Source organism: Sphingomonas radiodurans (genome assembly GCF_020866845.1).
In the GTDB taxonomy this organism is placed as follows: Bacteria; Pseudomonadota; Alphaproteobacteria; order Sphingomonadales; family Sphingomonadaceae; genus Sphingomonas; species Sphingomonas radiodurans.
Genome location: NZ_CP086594.1, coordinates 1,751,459 through 1,767,456, shown reverse-complemented (window position 1 = coordinate 1,767,456; position 15,998 = coordinate 1,751,459). Strand labels below are relative to the sequence as shown.

General features: G+C 67.3%; 17 protein-coding genes. 8 read left to right on the top strand and 9 right to left on the bottom strand.

What is annotated here, in order from left to right; all coding sequences use genetic code 11:
* Nucleotides 1-56 precede the first annotated feature (56 nt).
* From LLW23_RS08500 to ribA, 3 genes are all read left to right on the top strand, one after another.
* On the top strand, nucleotides 57-656 hold the full coding sequence (locus LLW23_RS08500) for a LolA family protein (RefSeq protein WP_228948357.1): 600 nt from the start codon (nucleotides 57-59) through the stop codon (nucleotides 654-656).
* A gap of 378 nt (nucleotides 657-1,034) precedes the next feature.
* Nucleotides 1,035-1,817: an exodeoxyribonuclease III gene (locus LLW23_RS08495; protein WP_228948356.1), complete on the top strand. Its 783-nt coding sequence runs from the start codon at nucleotides 1,035-1,037 to the stop codon at nucleotides 1,815-1,817.
* Nucleotides 1,814-2,863, top strand: a complete 1,050-nt coding sequence (gene ribA / locus LLW23_RS08490; protein WP_228948355.1) for a GTP cyclohydrolase II — start codon at nucleotides 1,814-1,816, stop codon at nucleotides 2,861-2,863. The genes LLW23_RS08495 and ribA overlap by 4 nt, the downstream gene beginning before the upstream one ends.
* A 106-nt stretch (nucleotides 2,864-2,969) precedes the next feature.
* On the opposite strand, the gene LLW23_RS08485 is transcribed toward ribA, so the two are convergent.
* Both LLW23_RS08485 and LLW23_RS08480 read right to left on the bottom strand, forming a co-directional pair.
* The gene (locus tag LLW23_RS08485; protein WP_228948354.1) at nucleotides 2,970-3,635 is read right to left on the bottom strand and encodes an HAD family hydrolase; all 666 of its coding nucleotides are present in this window, start codon (nucleotides 3,633-3,635) and stop codon (nucleotides 2,970-2,972) included.
* Nucleotides 3,632-4,291: a YggS family pyridoxal phosphate-dependent enzyme gene (locus LLW23_RS08480; RefSeq protein WP_228948353.1), complete on the bottom strand. Its 660-nt coding sequence runs from the start codon at nucleotides 4,289-4,291 to the stop codon at nucleotides 3,632-3,634. Before LLW23_RS08480 ends, LLW23_RS08485 begins: the two co-directional genes overlap by 4 nt.
* A 58-nt stretch (nucleotides 4,292-4,349) precedes the next feature.
* Here LLW23_RS08480 and LLW23_RS08475 point away from each other — a divergent pair, with 58 nt between their 5' ends.
* Nucleotides 4,350-4,823 carry a thiamine phosphate synthase gene (locus tag LLW23_RS08475; protein ID WP_228948352.1) on the top strand — a complete coding sequence of 158 codons (474 nt, stop codon included), beginning with the start codon at nucleotides 4,350-4,352 and terminating at the stop codon, nucleotides 4,821-4,823.
* A 15-nt stretch (nucleotides 4,824-4,838) separates the two neighbouring features.
* Here the strand turns inward: LLW23_RS08475 and LLW23_RS08470 are convergent, their stop codons facing one another.
* A complete protein-coding gene (locus LLW23_RS08470; protein WP_228948351.1) occupies nucleotides 4,839-5,546 on the bottom strand; it encodes a porin in 708 nt (235 codons plus the stop codon).
* Between the two features lie 219 nt (nucleotides 5,547-5,765).
* On the opposite strand from LLW23_RS08470, the gene LLW23_RS08465 reads away from it, so the two are divergent.
* From LLW23_RS08465 to holA, 4 genes are read left to right on the top strand one after another with little or no spacing between them, the layout of a single operon-like run.
* Nucleotides 5,766-6,203: a DUF3576 domain-containing protein gene (locus tag LLW23_RS08465; protein WP_228948350.1), complete on the top strand. Its 438-nt coding sequence runs from the start codon at nucleotides 5,766-5,768 to the stop codon at nucleotides 6,201-6,203.
* 7 nt (nucleotides 6,204-6,210) lie between these two features.
* Nucleotides 6,211-8,805, top strand: a complete 2,595-nt coding sequence (gene leuS, locus LLW23_RS08460) for a leucine--tRNA ligase (protein WP_228948349.1) — start codon at nucleotides 6,211-6,213, stop codon at nucleotides 8,803-8,805.
* A complete protein-coding gene (gene lptE, locus LLW23_RS08455; protein WP_228948348.1) occupies nucleotides 8,802-9,311 on the top strand; it encodes an LPS assembly lipoprotein LptE in 510 nt (169 codons plus the stop codon). Before leuS ends, lptE begins: the two co-directional genes overlap by 4 nt.
* Nucleotides 9,312-9,321: 10 nt before the next feature.
* Nucleotides 9,322-10,341, top strand: a complete 1,020-nt coding sequence (gene holA / locus LLW23_RS08450) for a DNA polymerase III subunit delta (protein ID WP_228948347.1) — start codon at nucleotides 9,322-9,324, stop codon at nucleotides 10,339-10,341.
* 26 nt (nucleotides 10,342-10,367) lie between these two features.
* On the opposite strand, the gene LLW23_RS08445 is transcribed toward holA, so the two are convergent.
* From LLW23_RS08445 to LLW23_RS08420, 6 genes are read right to left on the bottom strand one after another with little or no spacing between them, the layout of a single operon-like run.
* On the bottom strand, nucleotides 10,368-11,267 hold the full coding sequence (locus LLW23_RS08445; protein WP_228948346.1) for a ParB/RepB/Spo0J family partition protein: 900 nt from the start codon (nucleotides 11,265-11,267) through the stop codon (nucleotides 10,368-10,370).
* The gene (locus tag LLW23_RS08440; protein ID WP_228948345.1) at nucleotides 11,264-12,046 is read right to left on the bottom strand and encodes a ParA family protein; all 783 of its coding nucleotides are present in this window, start codon (nucleotides 12,044-12,046) and stop codon (nucleotides 11,264-11,266) included. The genes LLW23_RS08445 and LLW23_RS08440 overlap by 4 nt, the downstream gene beginning before the upstream one ends.
* Nucleotides 12,043-12,663: a 16S rRNA (guanine(527)-N(7))-methyltransferase RsmG gene (locus tag LLW23_RS08435; protein WP_228948344.1), complete on the bottom strand. Its 621-nt coding sequence runs from the start codon at nucleotides 12,661-12,663 to the stop codon at nucleotides 12,043-12,045. Before LLW23_RS08435 ends, LLW23_RS08440 begins: the two co-directional genes overlap by 4 nt.
* Nucleotides 12,660-14,381, bottom strand: a complete 1,722-nt coding sequence (gene mnmG, locus LLW23_RS08430) for a tRNA uridine-5-carboxymethylaminomethyl(34) synthesis enzyme MnmG (protein WP_228948343.1) — start codon at nucleotides 14,379-14,381, stop codon at nucleotides 12,660-12,662. Before mnmG ends, LLW23_RS08435 begins: the two co-directional genes overlap by 4 nt.
* Nucleotides 14,381-15,658, bottom strand: a complete 1,278-nt coding sequence (gene mnmE, locus LLW23_RS08425) for a tRNA uridine-5-carboxymethylaminomethyl(34) synthesis GTPase MnmE (RefSeq protein ID WP_228948342.1) — start codon at nucleotides 15,656-15,658, stop codon at nucleotides 14,381-14,383. The genes mnmG and mnmE overlap by 1 nt, the downstream gene beginning before the upstream one ends.
* Nucleotides 15,658-15,891, bottom strand: a complete 234-nt coding sequence (locus tag LLW23_RS08420; RefSeq protein WP_228948341.1) for a DUF6489 family protein — start codon at nucleotides 15,889-15,891, stop codon at nucleotides 15,658-15,660. The genes mnmE and LLW23_RS08420 overlap by 1 nt, the downstream gene beginning before the upstream one ends.
* Between the last annotated feature and the right edge of the window lie 107 nt (nucleotides 15,892-15,998).

Sequence of the window (15,998 nt, the reverse complement as noted above, 5' to 3'; positions counted from 1 at the left end):
GGCACGGCAGCGATAGCCGTGAGCCATCGACCAGGAGAGCCAGTTTGAGACGTTTCGTGCCCATCGCTGCTATCGTGGCACTTGCCGCACCGGCGGCGGCGCAAGCGCCTACGGGTGATCTGGCGCTCGTGCAGAACCATCTGCGCGCCGTGAACACGATGACGGCGGGCTTCACGCAGACCGATCGCGCCGGCAAGATGCTGACCGGCACGCTGTCGCTCAAGAAGCCTGGGCGGATCCGCTTCCAGTATGAAAAGGGCGTCCCGATCCTGATCGTAGGGGACGGCAAGGCACTGACGTTCATCGATTATTCGGTTCGGCAAGTGCAGCGCTGGCCGATCGGCAATTCGCCGCTGGGCGTGCTGATCAACCCCGACAAGGACATCAGCCGCTTCGCCAAGGTGGTGCCGACAGGTGATCCGCGCGTCGTGTCAGTCGAAGGCTATGATCCCAAGCATCCCGAATATGGCCGGATCACGATGGTGTTTGCGCGCGACGGCGCGGCGCCGGGCGGGTTGATGCTGCAGGGCTGGGTGACGCTCGACAGCCAAGGCAATCGGACGACGATCCGGCTTGCCGGGCAGCGCTTCAACACGCCGATCGGCGACGGGACGTTCCGCTGGAACGACCCACGGCGGACAAGCCGAACAGGTTGATGTCGCTTTCATCCCATTCGTTCATCCGGGCGACAGGTAAACGGGGCTAGAGACGTCCTTGCGGATGTGGAGCCGTTCGGGATTTTCCCCCTGTTGCCCGGACAAGTGCTTCATATCCCCCTGCGTGACGAACGCCAGGTCGGCCCTCGCTCCATGCCCCCGGAGCGGGGGCCTTTCTGCGTGGGGCGCATGCGGCAGAGCCGCAAGACGCCCGAGCACGGCCGGCGTCGCGTCAGCGACGGTCGACGACGCGGCTTTGCCGTGGCGTTGCTTGCCCCCCTTCCCGCTGCTGCTGCCCTCATGGACGGATTAGTGCCGGCGTGACGGATGGCGCTGGGAGGTTGCCGTCGTCGCTGCCACAGCGCTAAGGGCACGCCCGTGAAGATCGTCAGCTGGAACATCAATTCGGTTCGCTTCCGCATCGCGATCGTCGAGCAGTTCCTGCGCGAGGCCGAGCCCGATATCCTGTGCCTGCAGGAGACGAAGGTGATCGATGCGGACTTCCCGATCGATGCGTTTCGCGCGCTCGGCTACGAGCATGTCCTGATCCACGGGCAGAAGATGCATCATGGCGTGGCGGTGATCAGCCGTGTGCCGATCACCGCGGACGATCGGCTCGATTGGCAGGCGAACCGCGAGGCGCGGCATATCGGGGTGCGGCTGCCCAACGGGGTGCGGCTGGAGAATGTCTATGTGCCCGCGGGCGGCGACGTGCCGGATCGCGAGGTGAATGCGAAGTTCGGGCAGAAACTCGATTTCGTCCAGCGCATGACCGAGTGGTCGGAGTCGCTCGATTGCCCGACGATCCTGACCGGCGATTTCAACATCGCGCCGCTGCCCGAGGACGTGTGGAGCCACAAGGCGCTGCTGAAGGTGGTTAGCCATACGCCGATCGAGGTGGAGGCGCACGACCGGCTGAAGGCGTCGAACGACTGGGTCGATCTGGGGCGGCATTTCCATCCAGCGCCGGCGCGGCTGCACACGTGGTGGAGCTATCGCTCGCCCGACTGGACCGCGAACGATCGCGGGCGGCGGCTCGATCATATGTGGGCGACGGGCGAGGTGGCGAAGACGGCGCAGTCGCATACGGTGTTCGAGGCGTGCCGGAGCTGGATGTCGCCATCCGATCATGTGCCGATCATGACCGAGTTCGCGTTTTGAGCGGGGCGAACCAGGCCGCGCGCGCGATCGATGCGCTACGCCGGGGGTGGCCGATCCGGATCGGCGACCTGGCGCTGCTGCCGATCGAGACCGCCGATCCCGTGCGGCTGGCGGCGTTCGATTCCGCTGCGGTGGCACCGGTGCTGTTGTCGGCGGGGCGGGCGGAGACGCTGAAGCTTGCGAACCAGAAGGATGCGGCGATCCCGGATGCACCGGTGCTCGTGGATCGCGCGCCGTGGATCGATTTCGCGGCGGCGACCGCACTGGCGGATCCTCAGCTCGACCTTGCGACCCCGATGAAGGGGCCGTTCCGCGCGCTGGCGGTGCCGGCGCCGGTGGATGCTGCCGCGGCGTTGCGGCTCGCGCGGGTCGCGGGGTTGTTGCCGGCGTTCTTCGTGCTCGAGGGCGGCGCGGGCGAGGTGACGCTTAGCGCGGCGGATATCGACGCGCATGAGGATGCGATCCGGCTGACGATCGCGGCGCGCGCGCGGCTGCCGGTGGCGCATGCCGAGGATGCCGAAATCGTGGCGTTCCGCACGCCCGAGGGGCCGGGGGAGCATGTCGCGCTGCTGATCGGCGCCCCGAACGGGCAGCCGCCGCTCGTGCGGCTGCACAGCGAGTGTTTGACGGGCGACGCGCTTGGGAGCCTTAAGTGCGATTGCGGGCCGCAGCTGGATGCGGCGCTGGCTGCGATTGCGGCGTCGGGCTGGGGCATCCTGCTGTATCTGCGGCAGGAGGGGCGCGGGATCGGGCTGGTCAACAAGCTGCGCGCTTATGCGCTGCAGGACCAGGGGTTCGACACGGTCGATGCGAATACGCGACTGGGCTTTGCGATCGATGCGCGCGATTTCGGCGTGGCGGCGCGGATGCTAGAGCTGCTGGGGCAGCGCGCGGTGCGGTTGCTGACGAACAATCCGGGCAAGGTGGCCGGGTTGGAGGATCGCGGGATTTCGGTGGTCGAGCGCGTGCCGCATTTCCTGCCGACCAATCCGCATAACGAGCGGTATCTGGCGACGAAGCGGGATCGCACCGGGCATCAGTTGTAGGGCAATTCATCACGCCGGGTTGGTCACGGCATCCACCGGCCGCGTATTCAACGCCGTAGAGCTCACTGACGGGTGGATGCCGGGACAAGCCCGGCATGACGTGAGGCTAAAGTCCGAGCATCCGGCGTACGTCATCGAAATCGTGGGCGATCTCCTTCACGCCGATGGCGCGCAGCCTCGCGTCGTGGCCGGGGGCGCAATGTTGGCCGGCGCACAGGCCGATGACGTGTCCGCCGCTTGCCACTGCGCCGGTTGCGCCGACGGGGGAATCCTCGAGGATTGCGCAGCGGTCGATCGGGATGCCGAGCTGGGCGGCGCCGTAGAGGTACAGATCGGGCGCTGGCTTGCCGCGGGTGACGTGTTCGGCGCCGGAATAGATGTGCGTGCCGAACACGTCGGCGAGGTCGAGGTGGTCGAGGTGCGTACTGATCCAGTGGGTCGAGCTGGACGAGACGACCGCCTTGGGCAGATCCGCGGGCAGCGAGCGGACGAAGGCGACCGCGCCGGCGACTTCCGCGATGCCTTCGGCGAGGAGGCGATCGTTCTCGGCCAGCCGTTCGGTGTTCCACTCGTCAGGCAGCGGTCGGCCGATCCACGACTCGAGGCGGGTGATAAAGTCACGGCCCGAATAGCCCATGAAATTGGCCATCGATTCTTCGGTGGTCGTCGGATGACCAGCGCGGGTGAGGAAATCGGCGATGTGCTGGTTGCCGAGATATTCGCTCTCGATCAGCACGCCATCGAAGTCGAACAGCAAAGCATCGAACTTCATGCGCGTGATCCGAACAAGGCGGAGCCGATCCGCACGTGGGTGGCGCCGATCATCACGGCGGTTTCGAAATCGTCGGACATGCCCATGCTGAGGCCAGTAAGGCCGTGGTCGCGGGCGAGCTTGCCCAGCAGTGCAAAATATGGCGCTGCCTCGATCCCGGCGGGGGGCAGGCACATCAGACCGGCGATCGGCAGGTTTGCGGCGCGTGCCTCGGCGAGGAGGGACGGGAGATCGTCGATCGCGCAGCCACCCTTTTGCGGCTCGGCGCCGATATTGACCTGGACGAAGCAGGCAGGGCGCCTGGCTTGCGCGTCCATCGCCTTGGCGAGCGCGGTGACGAGCGAGAGGCGGTCCACGGCGTGGATCGCGTCGGCCAGCGCGACGGCCTCGGCGGCTTTGTTGGACTGGAGCTGGCCGATCAGGTGGATCTGCGCGTCGGGATAGGCTTCGCGCAGCGCTGGCCACTTTTCCTGCGTTTCGGCGACGCGATTCTCGCCGAACACGCGATGGCCGGCGGCGAGGAGCGGCTCGATCGTCTCGGCCGGGTGAGTCTTGGATACGGCGATCAGCGTCACGTCGGCGGCCTCGCGGCGGGCGAGCTTGGCGGCGTGCGCAATGCGGCCGCGGATCGCGGCGAGACGGTCGTCGGCTTGCATCGCGCGGGCTATACGGGGGGCGATGCGCCGCCGCTACCCTGTGCCTGTACTATGGCTGATGACCGACGAGCGGGTGGGCGACGCGTTGTGGCGCGCGGTGCGGCGGCTGCCGCGAGGGGCGGGGATCGTGTTTCGGCATCACGCGACGCCCGCGGTGGAGCGGCGGCGGCTGTTTGCGCGGCTGTTGGCGATCGCGCGGCGACGCGGGCTGGTACTGGTGCGCGCGGGTGCGGTGCCGATGCGCGGCGAGATGGGGACGCATGGCGTGCGCGGGCGGGGGCTGGTGACGTGGCCGGTGCATGATGCGCGCGAAGCCAGGGCGGCGCGGCGGGCGGGGGCGGATGCGGCGTTTGTTTCGCCGGTCTTCGCGACTCGGACGCATCCTGGCGGGGCGGTGCTCGGCGTGCGGGGCGTGGCGGTGCTGGCGCGGGGCTTGCCGATGGTGCGGATTGCGCTGGGGGGGATGGATGCGCGGCGGTTTGCGCGGCTGCCGGGGTTTGACGGGTGGGCGGCGATCGATGCTTGGCTCTAGCGGCCAGCGAAAGCGTCAGAAGCGGAAGGCGGTGCCGACGTAGACCGCTTGGCTGTCGCGGCGGTCATCGCTCAAGCGGGCCAGACGCTCACGTTCGGACTTGTAGCGCACGCCGGCGGTGAGATCGACGTTGCGGGTGAGCGAATAGGAGCCGCCGACGTCGAGCGAGTAGCTCGGTGCATCCTCAGCCACCTTGGGAGCGCCAGGCAGCGCGCGATCGGCGGCGGCGTTCACGCGGCCGGTGAAGCGCGGAAGCGAATAGCTGACGCCGACATCGGCGACTTCGCGGCTGCCGGGCTGGCCGGCAAGATCGACGCGCGCGACATCGCCCGTGACGGCGAAACGCTTCCAGCCGACCGATACGCCGAGATTATAGGCGACCGGCATCAGCCCGACCATTGGCCCAGCGACCGAGGCGAGGCGACCGGCATCCTCGGCGGTGCGGTTCGTCCGCGCGCGGACCGCGACGGTGACGGCGCGGTTGCCCTGCCGCGTTTCGGACGGGGTGAAGCGGAAATCGCTGCTGGCAAGCCCACTGCGTGCAAAGGCGGCGGCGAGTCGCGGATCGGCGGCGGATGGCGTAAAGCCCCCGTTGCTGCGGATCGGCGCGGCGCGCTTTATCTGGCGATCGACTTCGGAGGCTCCGAATGCGGGCGCAACGGCGAGCGACGCGGCGGAAACCGCCACGATCAACCCACCAACAAGCGCACGATCAAAGAACACGAATCCCTCCAGCCCCTTAGCAACGTTCGTAACACGATTCGTTCGCACGTCGCCATGCGTCCCAGCGCGATTTGCCGGGAGTGTTGCATGGTTTCCACACGTTAGATTTGCCGAGCGGGCCAGCGCAAGGCGCGGCGATGGGAAAATCACGCGAACTTGCCGTCACACGGCCGCCTCTGTAGAGCTGGCCGCGACTGTTTTCTCATCAGGACGATGCCGATGTTCCGCCCGTTGCGTTCCGCGCTGGTCGTAAGTGCCGCCCTTGCCCTCGCCAGTTGCGGCGGTGGCAAGAACCGGCCGCAGGCCGATCTGGCCGCCTCCCGCATCACCACCATCGGCGTGAACAGCTATCTGTGGCGCGCGACGCTGGATACGCTGAGCTTCATGCCGCTCGTCCAGACGGATTCGAACGGCGGGGTGATCGTGACCGACTGGTATGCCAATCCGCAGACGCCGAGCGAGCGGATGAAGGTGACGGTGTCGATCCTCGACCAGGATCTGCGCGCCGATGCGGTGCGCGTGGCGGCGCTGCGCGAGGTGAATCGTGGCGGGCAGTGGGTGGCGTCGCCAGTGACCGCCGCGACAACGCAGAAGCTGGAGGATATCATCCTGACGCGCGCGCGCGACCTGCGGCGTGCGTCGATGTCCGTCAACTGAGCCGCCGATGAGCTCCGGTACCGGTCAACGCTTCAACGCGCTCGCCGCCGATGCCCGCTGGCAGCGGACATGGGAAGAGCGCGGCACCTTCGCCGCCGACGATCATTCGCCCAAGCCCAAAAGCTATGTGCTCGAGATGTTCCCCTATCCGTCGGGGCGCATCCACATGGGGCATGTGCGCAATTACACGATGGGCGACGTGCTGGCGCGCTACCGCCGGATGAACGGCATGGAAGTGCTCCACCCGATGGGCTGGGACGCGTTCGGGATGCCGGCCGAGAATGCCGCGATGGAGAAGGGCGTTCATCCCGGCGGATGGACGCGCGAGAATATCGCGACGATGAAGGCGCAGCTGAAGCGGCTGGGCTTCGCGCTCGACTGGAGCCGCGAATTCGCGACCTGCGACCCGGAATATTACGGGCACGAACAGGCGCTGTTCCTGAAGTTCTACGAGGCGGGGCTCGTCTATCGCCGCGAGAGCGCGGTGAACTGGGATCCGGTCGACATGACCGTGCTCGCCAACGAGCAGGTGATCGACGGGCGCGGCTGGCGGTCGGGCGCGCTGGTCGAGAAGCGCAAGCTGAACCAGTGGTTCCTGAAGATCACGCAATTCGCCGACGATCTGCTGACGGGGCTGGGCGACCTGAAGGATTGGCCGGACAAGGTTCGGCTGATGCAGGAAAACTGGATCGGCAAGAGCCAGGGGCTCACGTTCCGCTTTGCGCTGACGGATGCGGCCGGCACCGGCGAGGGCGTGGTCGAAGTCTATACGACGCGGCCCGACACGATCTTCGGCGCGAGCTTCGTCGCGGTGGCGGCGGATCATCCGCTGGCGCAGGGTGTAGCGGCGAGCGACCCTGCGGCGGCGGCGTTCATCGAAGAGTGCAAGCGCGGCGGCACGACTGCGGCGGAGCTCGACACGCAGGAGAAGAAGGGCTTCGACACCGGGCTGAAGGCGGTGCATCCCTTTGATCCGGCCTGGGAATTGCCCGTCTACATCGCGAATTTCGTGCTGATGGACTATGGCACGGGTGCGGTGTTCGGCGTGCCGGCGCATGACCAGCGCGATTTCGAATTCGCCACCAAGTACCAGCTGCCGATCCGCCGTGTCGTGTCCGATGGCGCGAAGGACGAGGCGGCGTTCGGTGAAGCGGAGGCCTATAGCGGCCCAGGCACGCTGGTGAATTCGCACTTCCTCGACGGAATGGACATCGAGGATGCCAAGCGCACGGTGATCCAGCGCGCCGAGGCGGGCGGCTGGGGCGAGGGAACCACGGTGTTCCGGCTGCGCGACTGGGGCGTCAGCCGGCAGCGTTATTGGGGCACGCCGATCCCGATCATCCATTGCGACGCGTGCGGCGCGGTGCCGGTGCCGGGCGATCAATTGCCGGTGGTGCTGCCCGAGGACGTGAGCTTTGCCATCCCGGGCAATCCGCTCGATCGGCATCCGACGTGGAAGTTCGTGGCGTGTCCATCGTGCGGAGCGGACGCTGTGCGCGAGACCGATACGCTCGATACGTTCGCGGATTCATCGTGGTATTACATACGCTTCGCCAGCCAGCCGGCGGACAGGCCGTTCGATCGCGCGGTGGCGGAGCAGTGGCTGCCGGTGAACCAGTATATCGGCGGGGTGGAGCATGCGATCCTGCACCTGCTGTACGCACGGTTCTGGACGCGGGCGCTGCAGCATCTCGACCTGATCGACGTGGGCGAGCCGTTCGCAGGGCTGTTCACACAGGGGATGGTGACGCACGAGACGTACACCCTTCGTCGTCCGCCAACTGACAACGAACGCGAAAGTCTTGGGTGGGAGTCTACCGACGACTACGAAGTCGTTGAGTGGCGTTCACCTGATCAAATAACTCGCGTCGATGGTAGCGTGTTCGACACGCAGTCTGGTCTGCCGATTGAAGTCGGTCGTATCCAAAAGATGTCCAAGTCCAAGAAGAACACGATCGATCCCGAGCCGATCGTCGATCAATACGGTGCGGACGCGGTGCGGTGGTTCATGCTGTCGGACTCGCCCCCCGAGCGCGATCTGGAGTGGAGCGAGAACGGCATCGAGGGCGCGTGGCGCTTCATCCAGCGGCTGTGGCGGTTGCTCGGCGACGAGGCGGCTGGTGCGGGCGAGGACATTGCGTTGCGCAAGGTGGCGCACCGCACCGTCAAGGGCGTCGCCGAGGCGATCGAGGGGCTGCAGTTCAACAAAGCCGTCGCGCTGATCTACACGCTGGCCAATGCGATCGATAAGGCGGCGCCGTCTGCGGATCGCACGGAGGCGCTGGCGACGTTGCTGCGGATCGTTTCGCCGATGGTGCCGCACCTCGCGGAGGAGGCCTGGGCGGCGCAGGGGCAGGCCGGGCTGATCGCCGAGGCTATTTGGCCGGTGGTCGATCCGGCGATGCTGGTCGATGATGAAGTGACGATCGCGGTGCAGGTGAACGGCAAGCTCAAGGACACGATCGTGCTGCCCAAGGGGATGGCGAAGGACGCCACCGAAGCGCAGGCGTTGGGGCTGGAGAAGATCGTCCGCGCGCTCGAGGGCAAGGTGCCGAAGAAGGTGATCGTGGTGCCCGACCGACTGGTGAACATCGTCGCATGAAGCGCGCGCTGACCCTCGTTGTGCTGGCACCAGCGTTCGCGCTGGTGGGCGGGTGCGGATTGAAGCCGCTGTACGCCGGTGGTGGATCGGGGGCGGTCGCTACGGGGCTTGGCCAGGTCGAGGTTGCGCCGATCGAGGGCAAGGCGGGGTGGCTGGTCGCGAATGCGCTGCGCGATCGGCTCGGCGCGGCACCGTCCGGCGCGGCGCGCTATCGCTTGCAGGTGAAGCTCGACGACGAAATCACCGGGCTTGCGATCCGACGTGACGATTCGGTCGCGCGCGAGCGGCGGATTCTGCGCGCACGCTATCAGCTGGTCGAACTGGGGCAGGGCGGCGTCGTGCTCGACGCGACGGCGGGATCGGACGCCGGGATTGACGTGGTCGGTTCGGAATATGCCACGATCGCGGCGGAAAGCACCGCTTTGGAGCGGCTGTCCGACATCGTGGCGGACCAGATCGTTACGCGCGTGGCGGTCACCGTGGGGCGCACGCCCCCAGCGCCATGAGCTGCCGGCCGTGAAGGCGACCGAGGCGCGGCTTAAAGCGGCGCTCGACCGGCCGCCGGCGGATATCCGATTGTATTTGTTATTTGGCCCGGACGAAGCGGGCGCGATGGCGCTTGCCGATCGGCTGGGGCGGGCGATGGGCGCTGACGCCGAGCGGATCGACCTGGACGGCGCGACGCTGCGGAGTGACCCCGCGCGGCTGGCGGATGAGGCGACCTCGCTCTCGCTGTTCGGAACGGCCCGGTACGTGCGCGTGACCGGGGTGGGGGAGGAAAGCCTCGCGGCGGTCTCGGCGCTGCTCGAGGGCGAGCGCGCGGGCAATCCGGTGGTGATGATCGCACCATCGCTGAAGGCGACCGCGAAGGTGGCGAAGCTTGCACTCGATTCGCCGGCCGCGCTGGCGCTGGCGTGCTACGTGCCGGGTGTGGAGCAGCTGGAGGGGCTCGCGACGCAGATCGCGCGCGATCTGGGGTTGCGGCTCGGCGCGCGGGTTGCGCGGCGGCTCGCCCAGGCCGGGGGCGGCGATCGTGCAATCATGACTCGCGAGATCGAGAAGCTGGCTCTGTATCTCGATGCGGCACCGGAGCGGCCGGCAACGTGCGAGGAGGAAGCGCTCGACGCGGTCGGGGCTGACCTAGGCGAGACCGAGATGGGCGACGTGATCGAGGCGGTCGTAGCGGCAAAGCCGGCGGCGCTAGGCGAGGCGCTGCGGCGGATGGACGAGGCGGGGGTGTCGCCGATCCCATGGCTGCGCGCGCTGGCGCGGCGGCTGGCCTCGCTAGCGGAGATGAAGAGCGAGGTTGCGGCGGGGGGCGATGTCGGCAGCGTGATGAAGCGGCATCGTGTGTTCTTCAAGGAAGAGGCGGGGACTGGCGCTGCTCTGCGACGGTGGTCTCCTGAGGCGCTGGTGCGCGCGCTTGACGAGGTGCGGCGGGCGGAGCGTGCTTTGATGGCTGGGGCGACGGCCGGTGACGTGCTGGCGAGCCAGGCGATGCTGGGGTTGATTACCAGGCTGCGGGGCGCGGCGTAGGCGGTAGGCTTGCTAGAACTTCCGCGTCAGATCGGCTCGCCGCTCAGTCGCTGGCAGATCATGTCGAGCTGATCGAGCGTGGAATATTCCACCGTCAGTGTGCCGCCAGCGTCCCCGTAGCTAATACGGATCTTCAGCCCGAGCAGATCGCCAAGCTGGCGCTCAAGCGCGGCCACGTCGGCGTCACCTTCGCTGCTGGTCGGACTAGGTGCCCGCGGGGCGCGTCGCGTGGAGGACGGCTTGGCCGCCTGGGCCAGCTTTTCGGTCTGGCGGACGGAGAGGCCCTTGCCGACGACTTGCTCGGCGAGCGCCTCGGGATCGGTGGCGCCGATGATCGCGCGGGCATGGCCCATGCTGAGCGTTCCATCGATCACGCGGCCCTGCACCGTCTTGGGAAGATCGAGCAATCGCAACAAGTTGGCGACATGGCTGCGCGACTTATGGACCGTCTTGGCGAGCACTTCCTGCGTATGGCCGAACTCGTCGAGCAGGCGGCTGTACGCCTCGGCTTCCTCGATTGCGTTGAGATCCTGACGCTGGATATTTTCGACGAGCGCGATCTGGAGAGTCTCGGCGTCGCTATAGTCGCGGACGACGACCGGAACTTCGTGGAGGCGGGCGCGCTGCGCAGCGCGCCAGCGGCGCTCGCCGGCGACGATCTGATAATCATGGCCGTGCGGGCGGACGACGATCGGCTGGATGATGCCGCGTTCGGCGATCGACGCGGCGAGTTCGTTGAGCGCGGTTTCGTCGAAGTGGCGGCGCGGCTGTTCGGGGTGCGGCGCGATGGCGCTGATCGGGATCATCCGTACGCCGGTGATCGTGTTGGTCCCGGAGTCGGTCGGAGCATCGTCGCGCGCGATATCGCCGAGCAGAGCGTTGAGGCCGCGGCCCAGACCACCGCGGGCGCGCTTGATGTCCGTCACGCGGCGGCCTCGTCGAGTTGCGGCAAACGCCCGATCAACTCACGCGCGAGCGCGATATAGGCTTGCGAACCGCTGCAGCGATGATCGTAGATGAGCGCCGGCAGGCCGTGGCTCGGGGCTTCGGAGAGGCGGACGTTGCGCGGGATGACGGTGTCGAAGACGACCTTGCCGAGCACCGCGCGCACGTCGGCGGAGACCTGCTCGGTCAGGCGGTTGCGGCGATCATACATCGTCAATGCAACGCCGATGATCGCGAGCGACGGATTGAAGCGCGCACGAATCCGCTCGACCGTGGTGAGGAGCTGGCTGAGTCCTTCGAGCGCGAAAAACTCGCATTGCAGCGGGACGAGCAGCGAATCGGCCGCGACCATGGCATTGATCGTCAGCAGGCCGAGCGAAGGCGGGCAATCGATTAGCGCAACGTCCCAGCGCGGGGGCGCCGCATCGAGTGCGCGGTGCAATCTGTGGGTGCGTTGGTCCATCTCGACCAGTTCGATCTCGGCGCCGGAGAGGTCGGCGGTGCCTGGCAGGATATCGAGTCGTGGGATGCCGCTGGGAACCACGCCGCGCTCGACCGGTGCTTGATCGACGAGGACGTGATAGCTCGATGAAACACGCTGGGCGTGGGTGATGCCGAGGCCGGTCGAGGCGTTGCCTTGCGGATCGAGATCGATCAGCAGCACGCGCATGCCAGTGGCGGCGAGCGCAGTGGCGAGGTTGATTGCCGACGTGGTCTTGCCCACGCCGCCCTTCTGGTTGGCGACAGCGATGCGGATCATCGGCGTCTCCTCACGTTCGAGGCGACGATGATGCCCGAGTTTGGGTCAGTGATGCTTTGTTCCACGTGGAACATTCCTTCGAAACGCCGGCGGGCGTCGTCCTGCTCAGTGGTGGCGGATTGTCCCTTCGGGAGCAAGTAGACTGTGGCGCCGTTAGCGAGATGAGCCGTCGCGTCGAGCAGGTCCGAGATCGAGGCGACGGCGCGGGCGGAGATTACCGCGGCCGGGGCAGGGGGGAGGCGCTCAACCTTCGACTGGTGGATGGTGACTCGGTGCGAGATGCCATGCTCTGCGACGATTTCGCGGAGGAAGTCGGCCCGCATACGGCGGGGCTCGACTAGCGCGAAGGGGCGCTCTGCGGCCAGCGCCACCACGATACCAGGGAAGCCAGCGCCGGTTCCGACGTCGATCCAGAGCCCGTCTCCGGGTGGGGCGAGGGGGATGAGCTGGGCCGAATCGAGCATGTGGCGGTGCCACAGCGCGTCGAGGCTGGGGCGGCTGACGAGGTTCTGCCGGTCGCTTTCGACGCGCACGCGGTCCGCGAAATGATCGAACTTGGCGAGCGCTGCGTCTCCGACGATGGCGCGTGTTGCCTCGCGCGCTTCATCCTCGGTCATCGACGAGCCTTGGCGTGAAGCCACAAGGCGGTGAGTGCGGCCGGTGTGACGCCGCGGACGCGAGAGGCTTCGCCGAGCGTGCGGGGGCTGGCGACGCGGAGGCGTTCGCGCATTTCGTTGGAAAGGCCGGCGATCGTTTCGAGTGCGTCGCCCGAGGCCACCCGGACGCGGTCATCGTGCTTCATACGGGTGACTTCGGCGGCCTGACGGGCGAGATAGGGGGCGTAGCGGACATCCTCTTCATGTTCGCGGCGGATATCGGAATCAACGTCGCCGTCCTGATTGCCGCGTAGTCGCGCGCGCTGTTCCATTCGGGCGGCGACGTGGCGGCGACGGGTCTCACTCAGCAGCCCGAGCGATTCGGCGTGATCCGAGAGGCGGGTCTCCGCATTGTCGGCGCGCAGGGCAAGGCGGTATTCGGCGCGGGCGGTGAGCATGCGGTAGGGCTCGCTGATGCCTTGCAGCACGAGATCGTCAATCATTACGCCGATGTAGCTGGCGCTGCGATCGGGGAGCAGCGGCGCGAGGTCGCATGCGGCTGCTGCGGCGTTGGCGCCAGCGACTAGACCCTGGGCGGCTGCCTCTTCGTAACCCGTCGTGCCGTTGATCTGGCCGGCGAGGTGCAGGCCGGGGATCGTGGGGAGCGCGAGCGTTGCGTCGAGCGCGCGCGGATCGATGTGGTCGTACTCGACGGCATAGCCGTGCATGGTGATGCGGGCGCGCTCGAGGCCGGCGATGGTGCGGATGAAGGCATCCTGCACATCGGCGGGGAGCGAGGTCGAGATGCCGTTGGGGTAGACGGTTGGATCGTCGAGCCCTTCGGGTTCGAGGAAGATCTGGTGGCCATCGCGGTCACCGAAGCGGCGGATCTTGTCTTCGATCGAGGGGCAGTAGCGTGGGCCTTGCCCTTCGATTGCGCCGCTCTGCAGCGGGGAGCGATGGAGGTTGTCGGCGATGATTGCGTGGGCTGCGGTGGTTGTACGGGTAATTGCGCAGGCGAGCTGGGGGAGCGCGCGACCTCTGGTCATCGGGGACATGGTCCACGGGTCTTCGTCCGACGGCTGCGGTGCTAGGCGTGCCCAGTCGATCGTGCGGCCATCGAGGCGGGGCGGTGTGCCGGTCTTGAGACGGCCCATCGGGAGGTCGAGCTCACGAAGTTGGCGCGCGAGGGGGAGGGCGGCGGCTTCGTCGACACGGCCGCCGGGGTGCTGCTCCTCGCCACGGAAGATGCGGCCGCCGAGGAACGTGCCGGTGGCGAGCACGACCGAGCGGCCCAGGATGGCCTGCCCGTCAGAGAGATCGACGCCGGCGATGTTGCCGGATGCGAGTCTGAGCGCGGCGGCCTCTCCCGTTATGATAGTGATGCGGCTTTCGCTCGCGAGTGCCTTTTGGATCGCGGAAGCGTAGAGGCGGCGGTCTGCCTGAATGCGGGGGCCTTGGACGGCGAGGCCCTTGCTGCGGTTGAGCATACGGTGGTGTAGCGCGGCGGCGTCGGCTGCCTGAGCCATCAACCCGTCATAGGCATCGACCTCGCGAACAAGGTGACCCTTGCCGAGACCCCCGATCGAGGGGTTGCATGACATGGCGCCAATGCGCTTTGGATCGTGGCTGATGAGCGCGACACGCGCACCGCGCCGGGCCGCGGCAGCGGCCGCTTCGGTGCCGGCGTGACCGCCACCGATCACGATGACGTCGAACGATTGTTCCACGTGAAACATCACTTCCCTACGCAAAAACGCGCAAACAACGCGTCGAGCATCGCTTCGGTGGCATCGACGCCAAGTAGAGTGCCGAGCGAGCGCGATGCGGTTCGTACCTCTTCCGCGCGCAACAGCAAGTCGGATGATCCGATCGAGGCGGATAGTGCGGCCCGCGCGCTGCCGAGCAGGTGGCGTTGGGCCTCGTGGAAGGTAGGGCCGTCGGCTGACTGCAGGACGGCATCGCCGCGTTGTTCGATCGCCGACCAGAGGCGATCGATGCTGGCAAGATCCGTGGTGGACGTTTCGAGCATGTCGCTGGTGCTGGACGGTGGTCGGACGTCAGCACGCGCGTAGACCGCCAGGGAGCGGGCGTCGCTGGAGGGCAGCCCGACGAGGTCGAGGATGACGTCGGCTCCAGCGCGCGCGGCAATGGCGCGATCAATGCCGATCCGCTCGATCGGATCGTGCGTCTCATCGCGCAGTCCGGCAGTATCGACCAATGTATAGATGCGCCCGCGCCGCATGACGCTGGCTTCGACGCGATCGCGCGTCGTGCCCGCGATCGCAGACACGATCGCGGCATCGCGGCCGAGCAAGGCATTAAACAGTGACGACTTACCAGCGTTGGTCGGGCCGACGAGTACGACGCGGATGCCTTCGCCATACCGTTCGACCGATGGGCGGGCGAGCACGCTGTCCAGCGCCGCGACCAGCGCCTCCGTGGTTCGGTCGAGCAGCGCGTCGTCTGCGGCCGCGACGTCCTCCTCGTCTTCGAAGTCGATCGCGGCTTCGATGAGCGCGGCAACGCCGGCGCAGTCCGCCATCCATCCGGCGACCATTCGGCTGACCAGCCCCTCGGCGCTGTCGATCGCTTGCTTGCGCTGCTGCTCGGTCTCGGCCGCAAGCAAATCGGCGAGGCCCTGTGCCTGGAGGAGATCGATGCGGCCGTTCGACAGGGCGCGGCGGGTGAATTCGCCGGGGAGGGCGGGGCGCAGGCCGGGGAGGGCGGCAAGCGCTGCCTCGACCGCAGCGACGACGGCGCGTCCGCCGTGGAGGTGAAGCTCGACGAGATCCTCGCCGGTCGCGGTGGCGGGGGCGGGGAAGTGCAGCACCAGCGCGCGATCGAGGATTGCGCGATCGGGTGCGTGCAGGGTCCGCACGCCGGCGCGGCGTGGTGGTGGAAGCGACCCGGCGAGCTGCTCTCCCGCGGCGACCGCGCCTGCGCCGCTGATGCGGAGGACGGCGATTGCCGCGGGCGGGCGGCCGCTCGAGACCGCAAAGATCGTGTCGTGCATCACCCGCCGGGCTTGGTTCCCGCATCGAACAGCCGTCGCCAGAAGGCCGCGCCAGCCTCGCCCATTGGTGTCCAGTTCTTCACCATGCTTTCCAACAGTTCGGGGCGGACGCCATTCTGCATCGTTTCCTGCATCATCGCGACATATTGATCATGGAGAGGCGTGAGATCGGGCAGGCCCATCACGCGGCGCGCTTCTTCGGGCGAGCAATCGACTTCGATCGTGACCTTCATCCAGTGTTCCCTTGAGCCGTACCGCCGGCGACGGTAGCGTCACCCGCGTTTCTTATGCGCGTGATAGCGGCCATGCCGCAACCATTGCAGATACTTCGGAATGGATG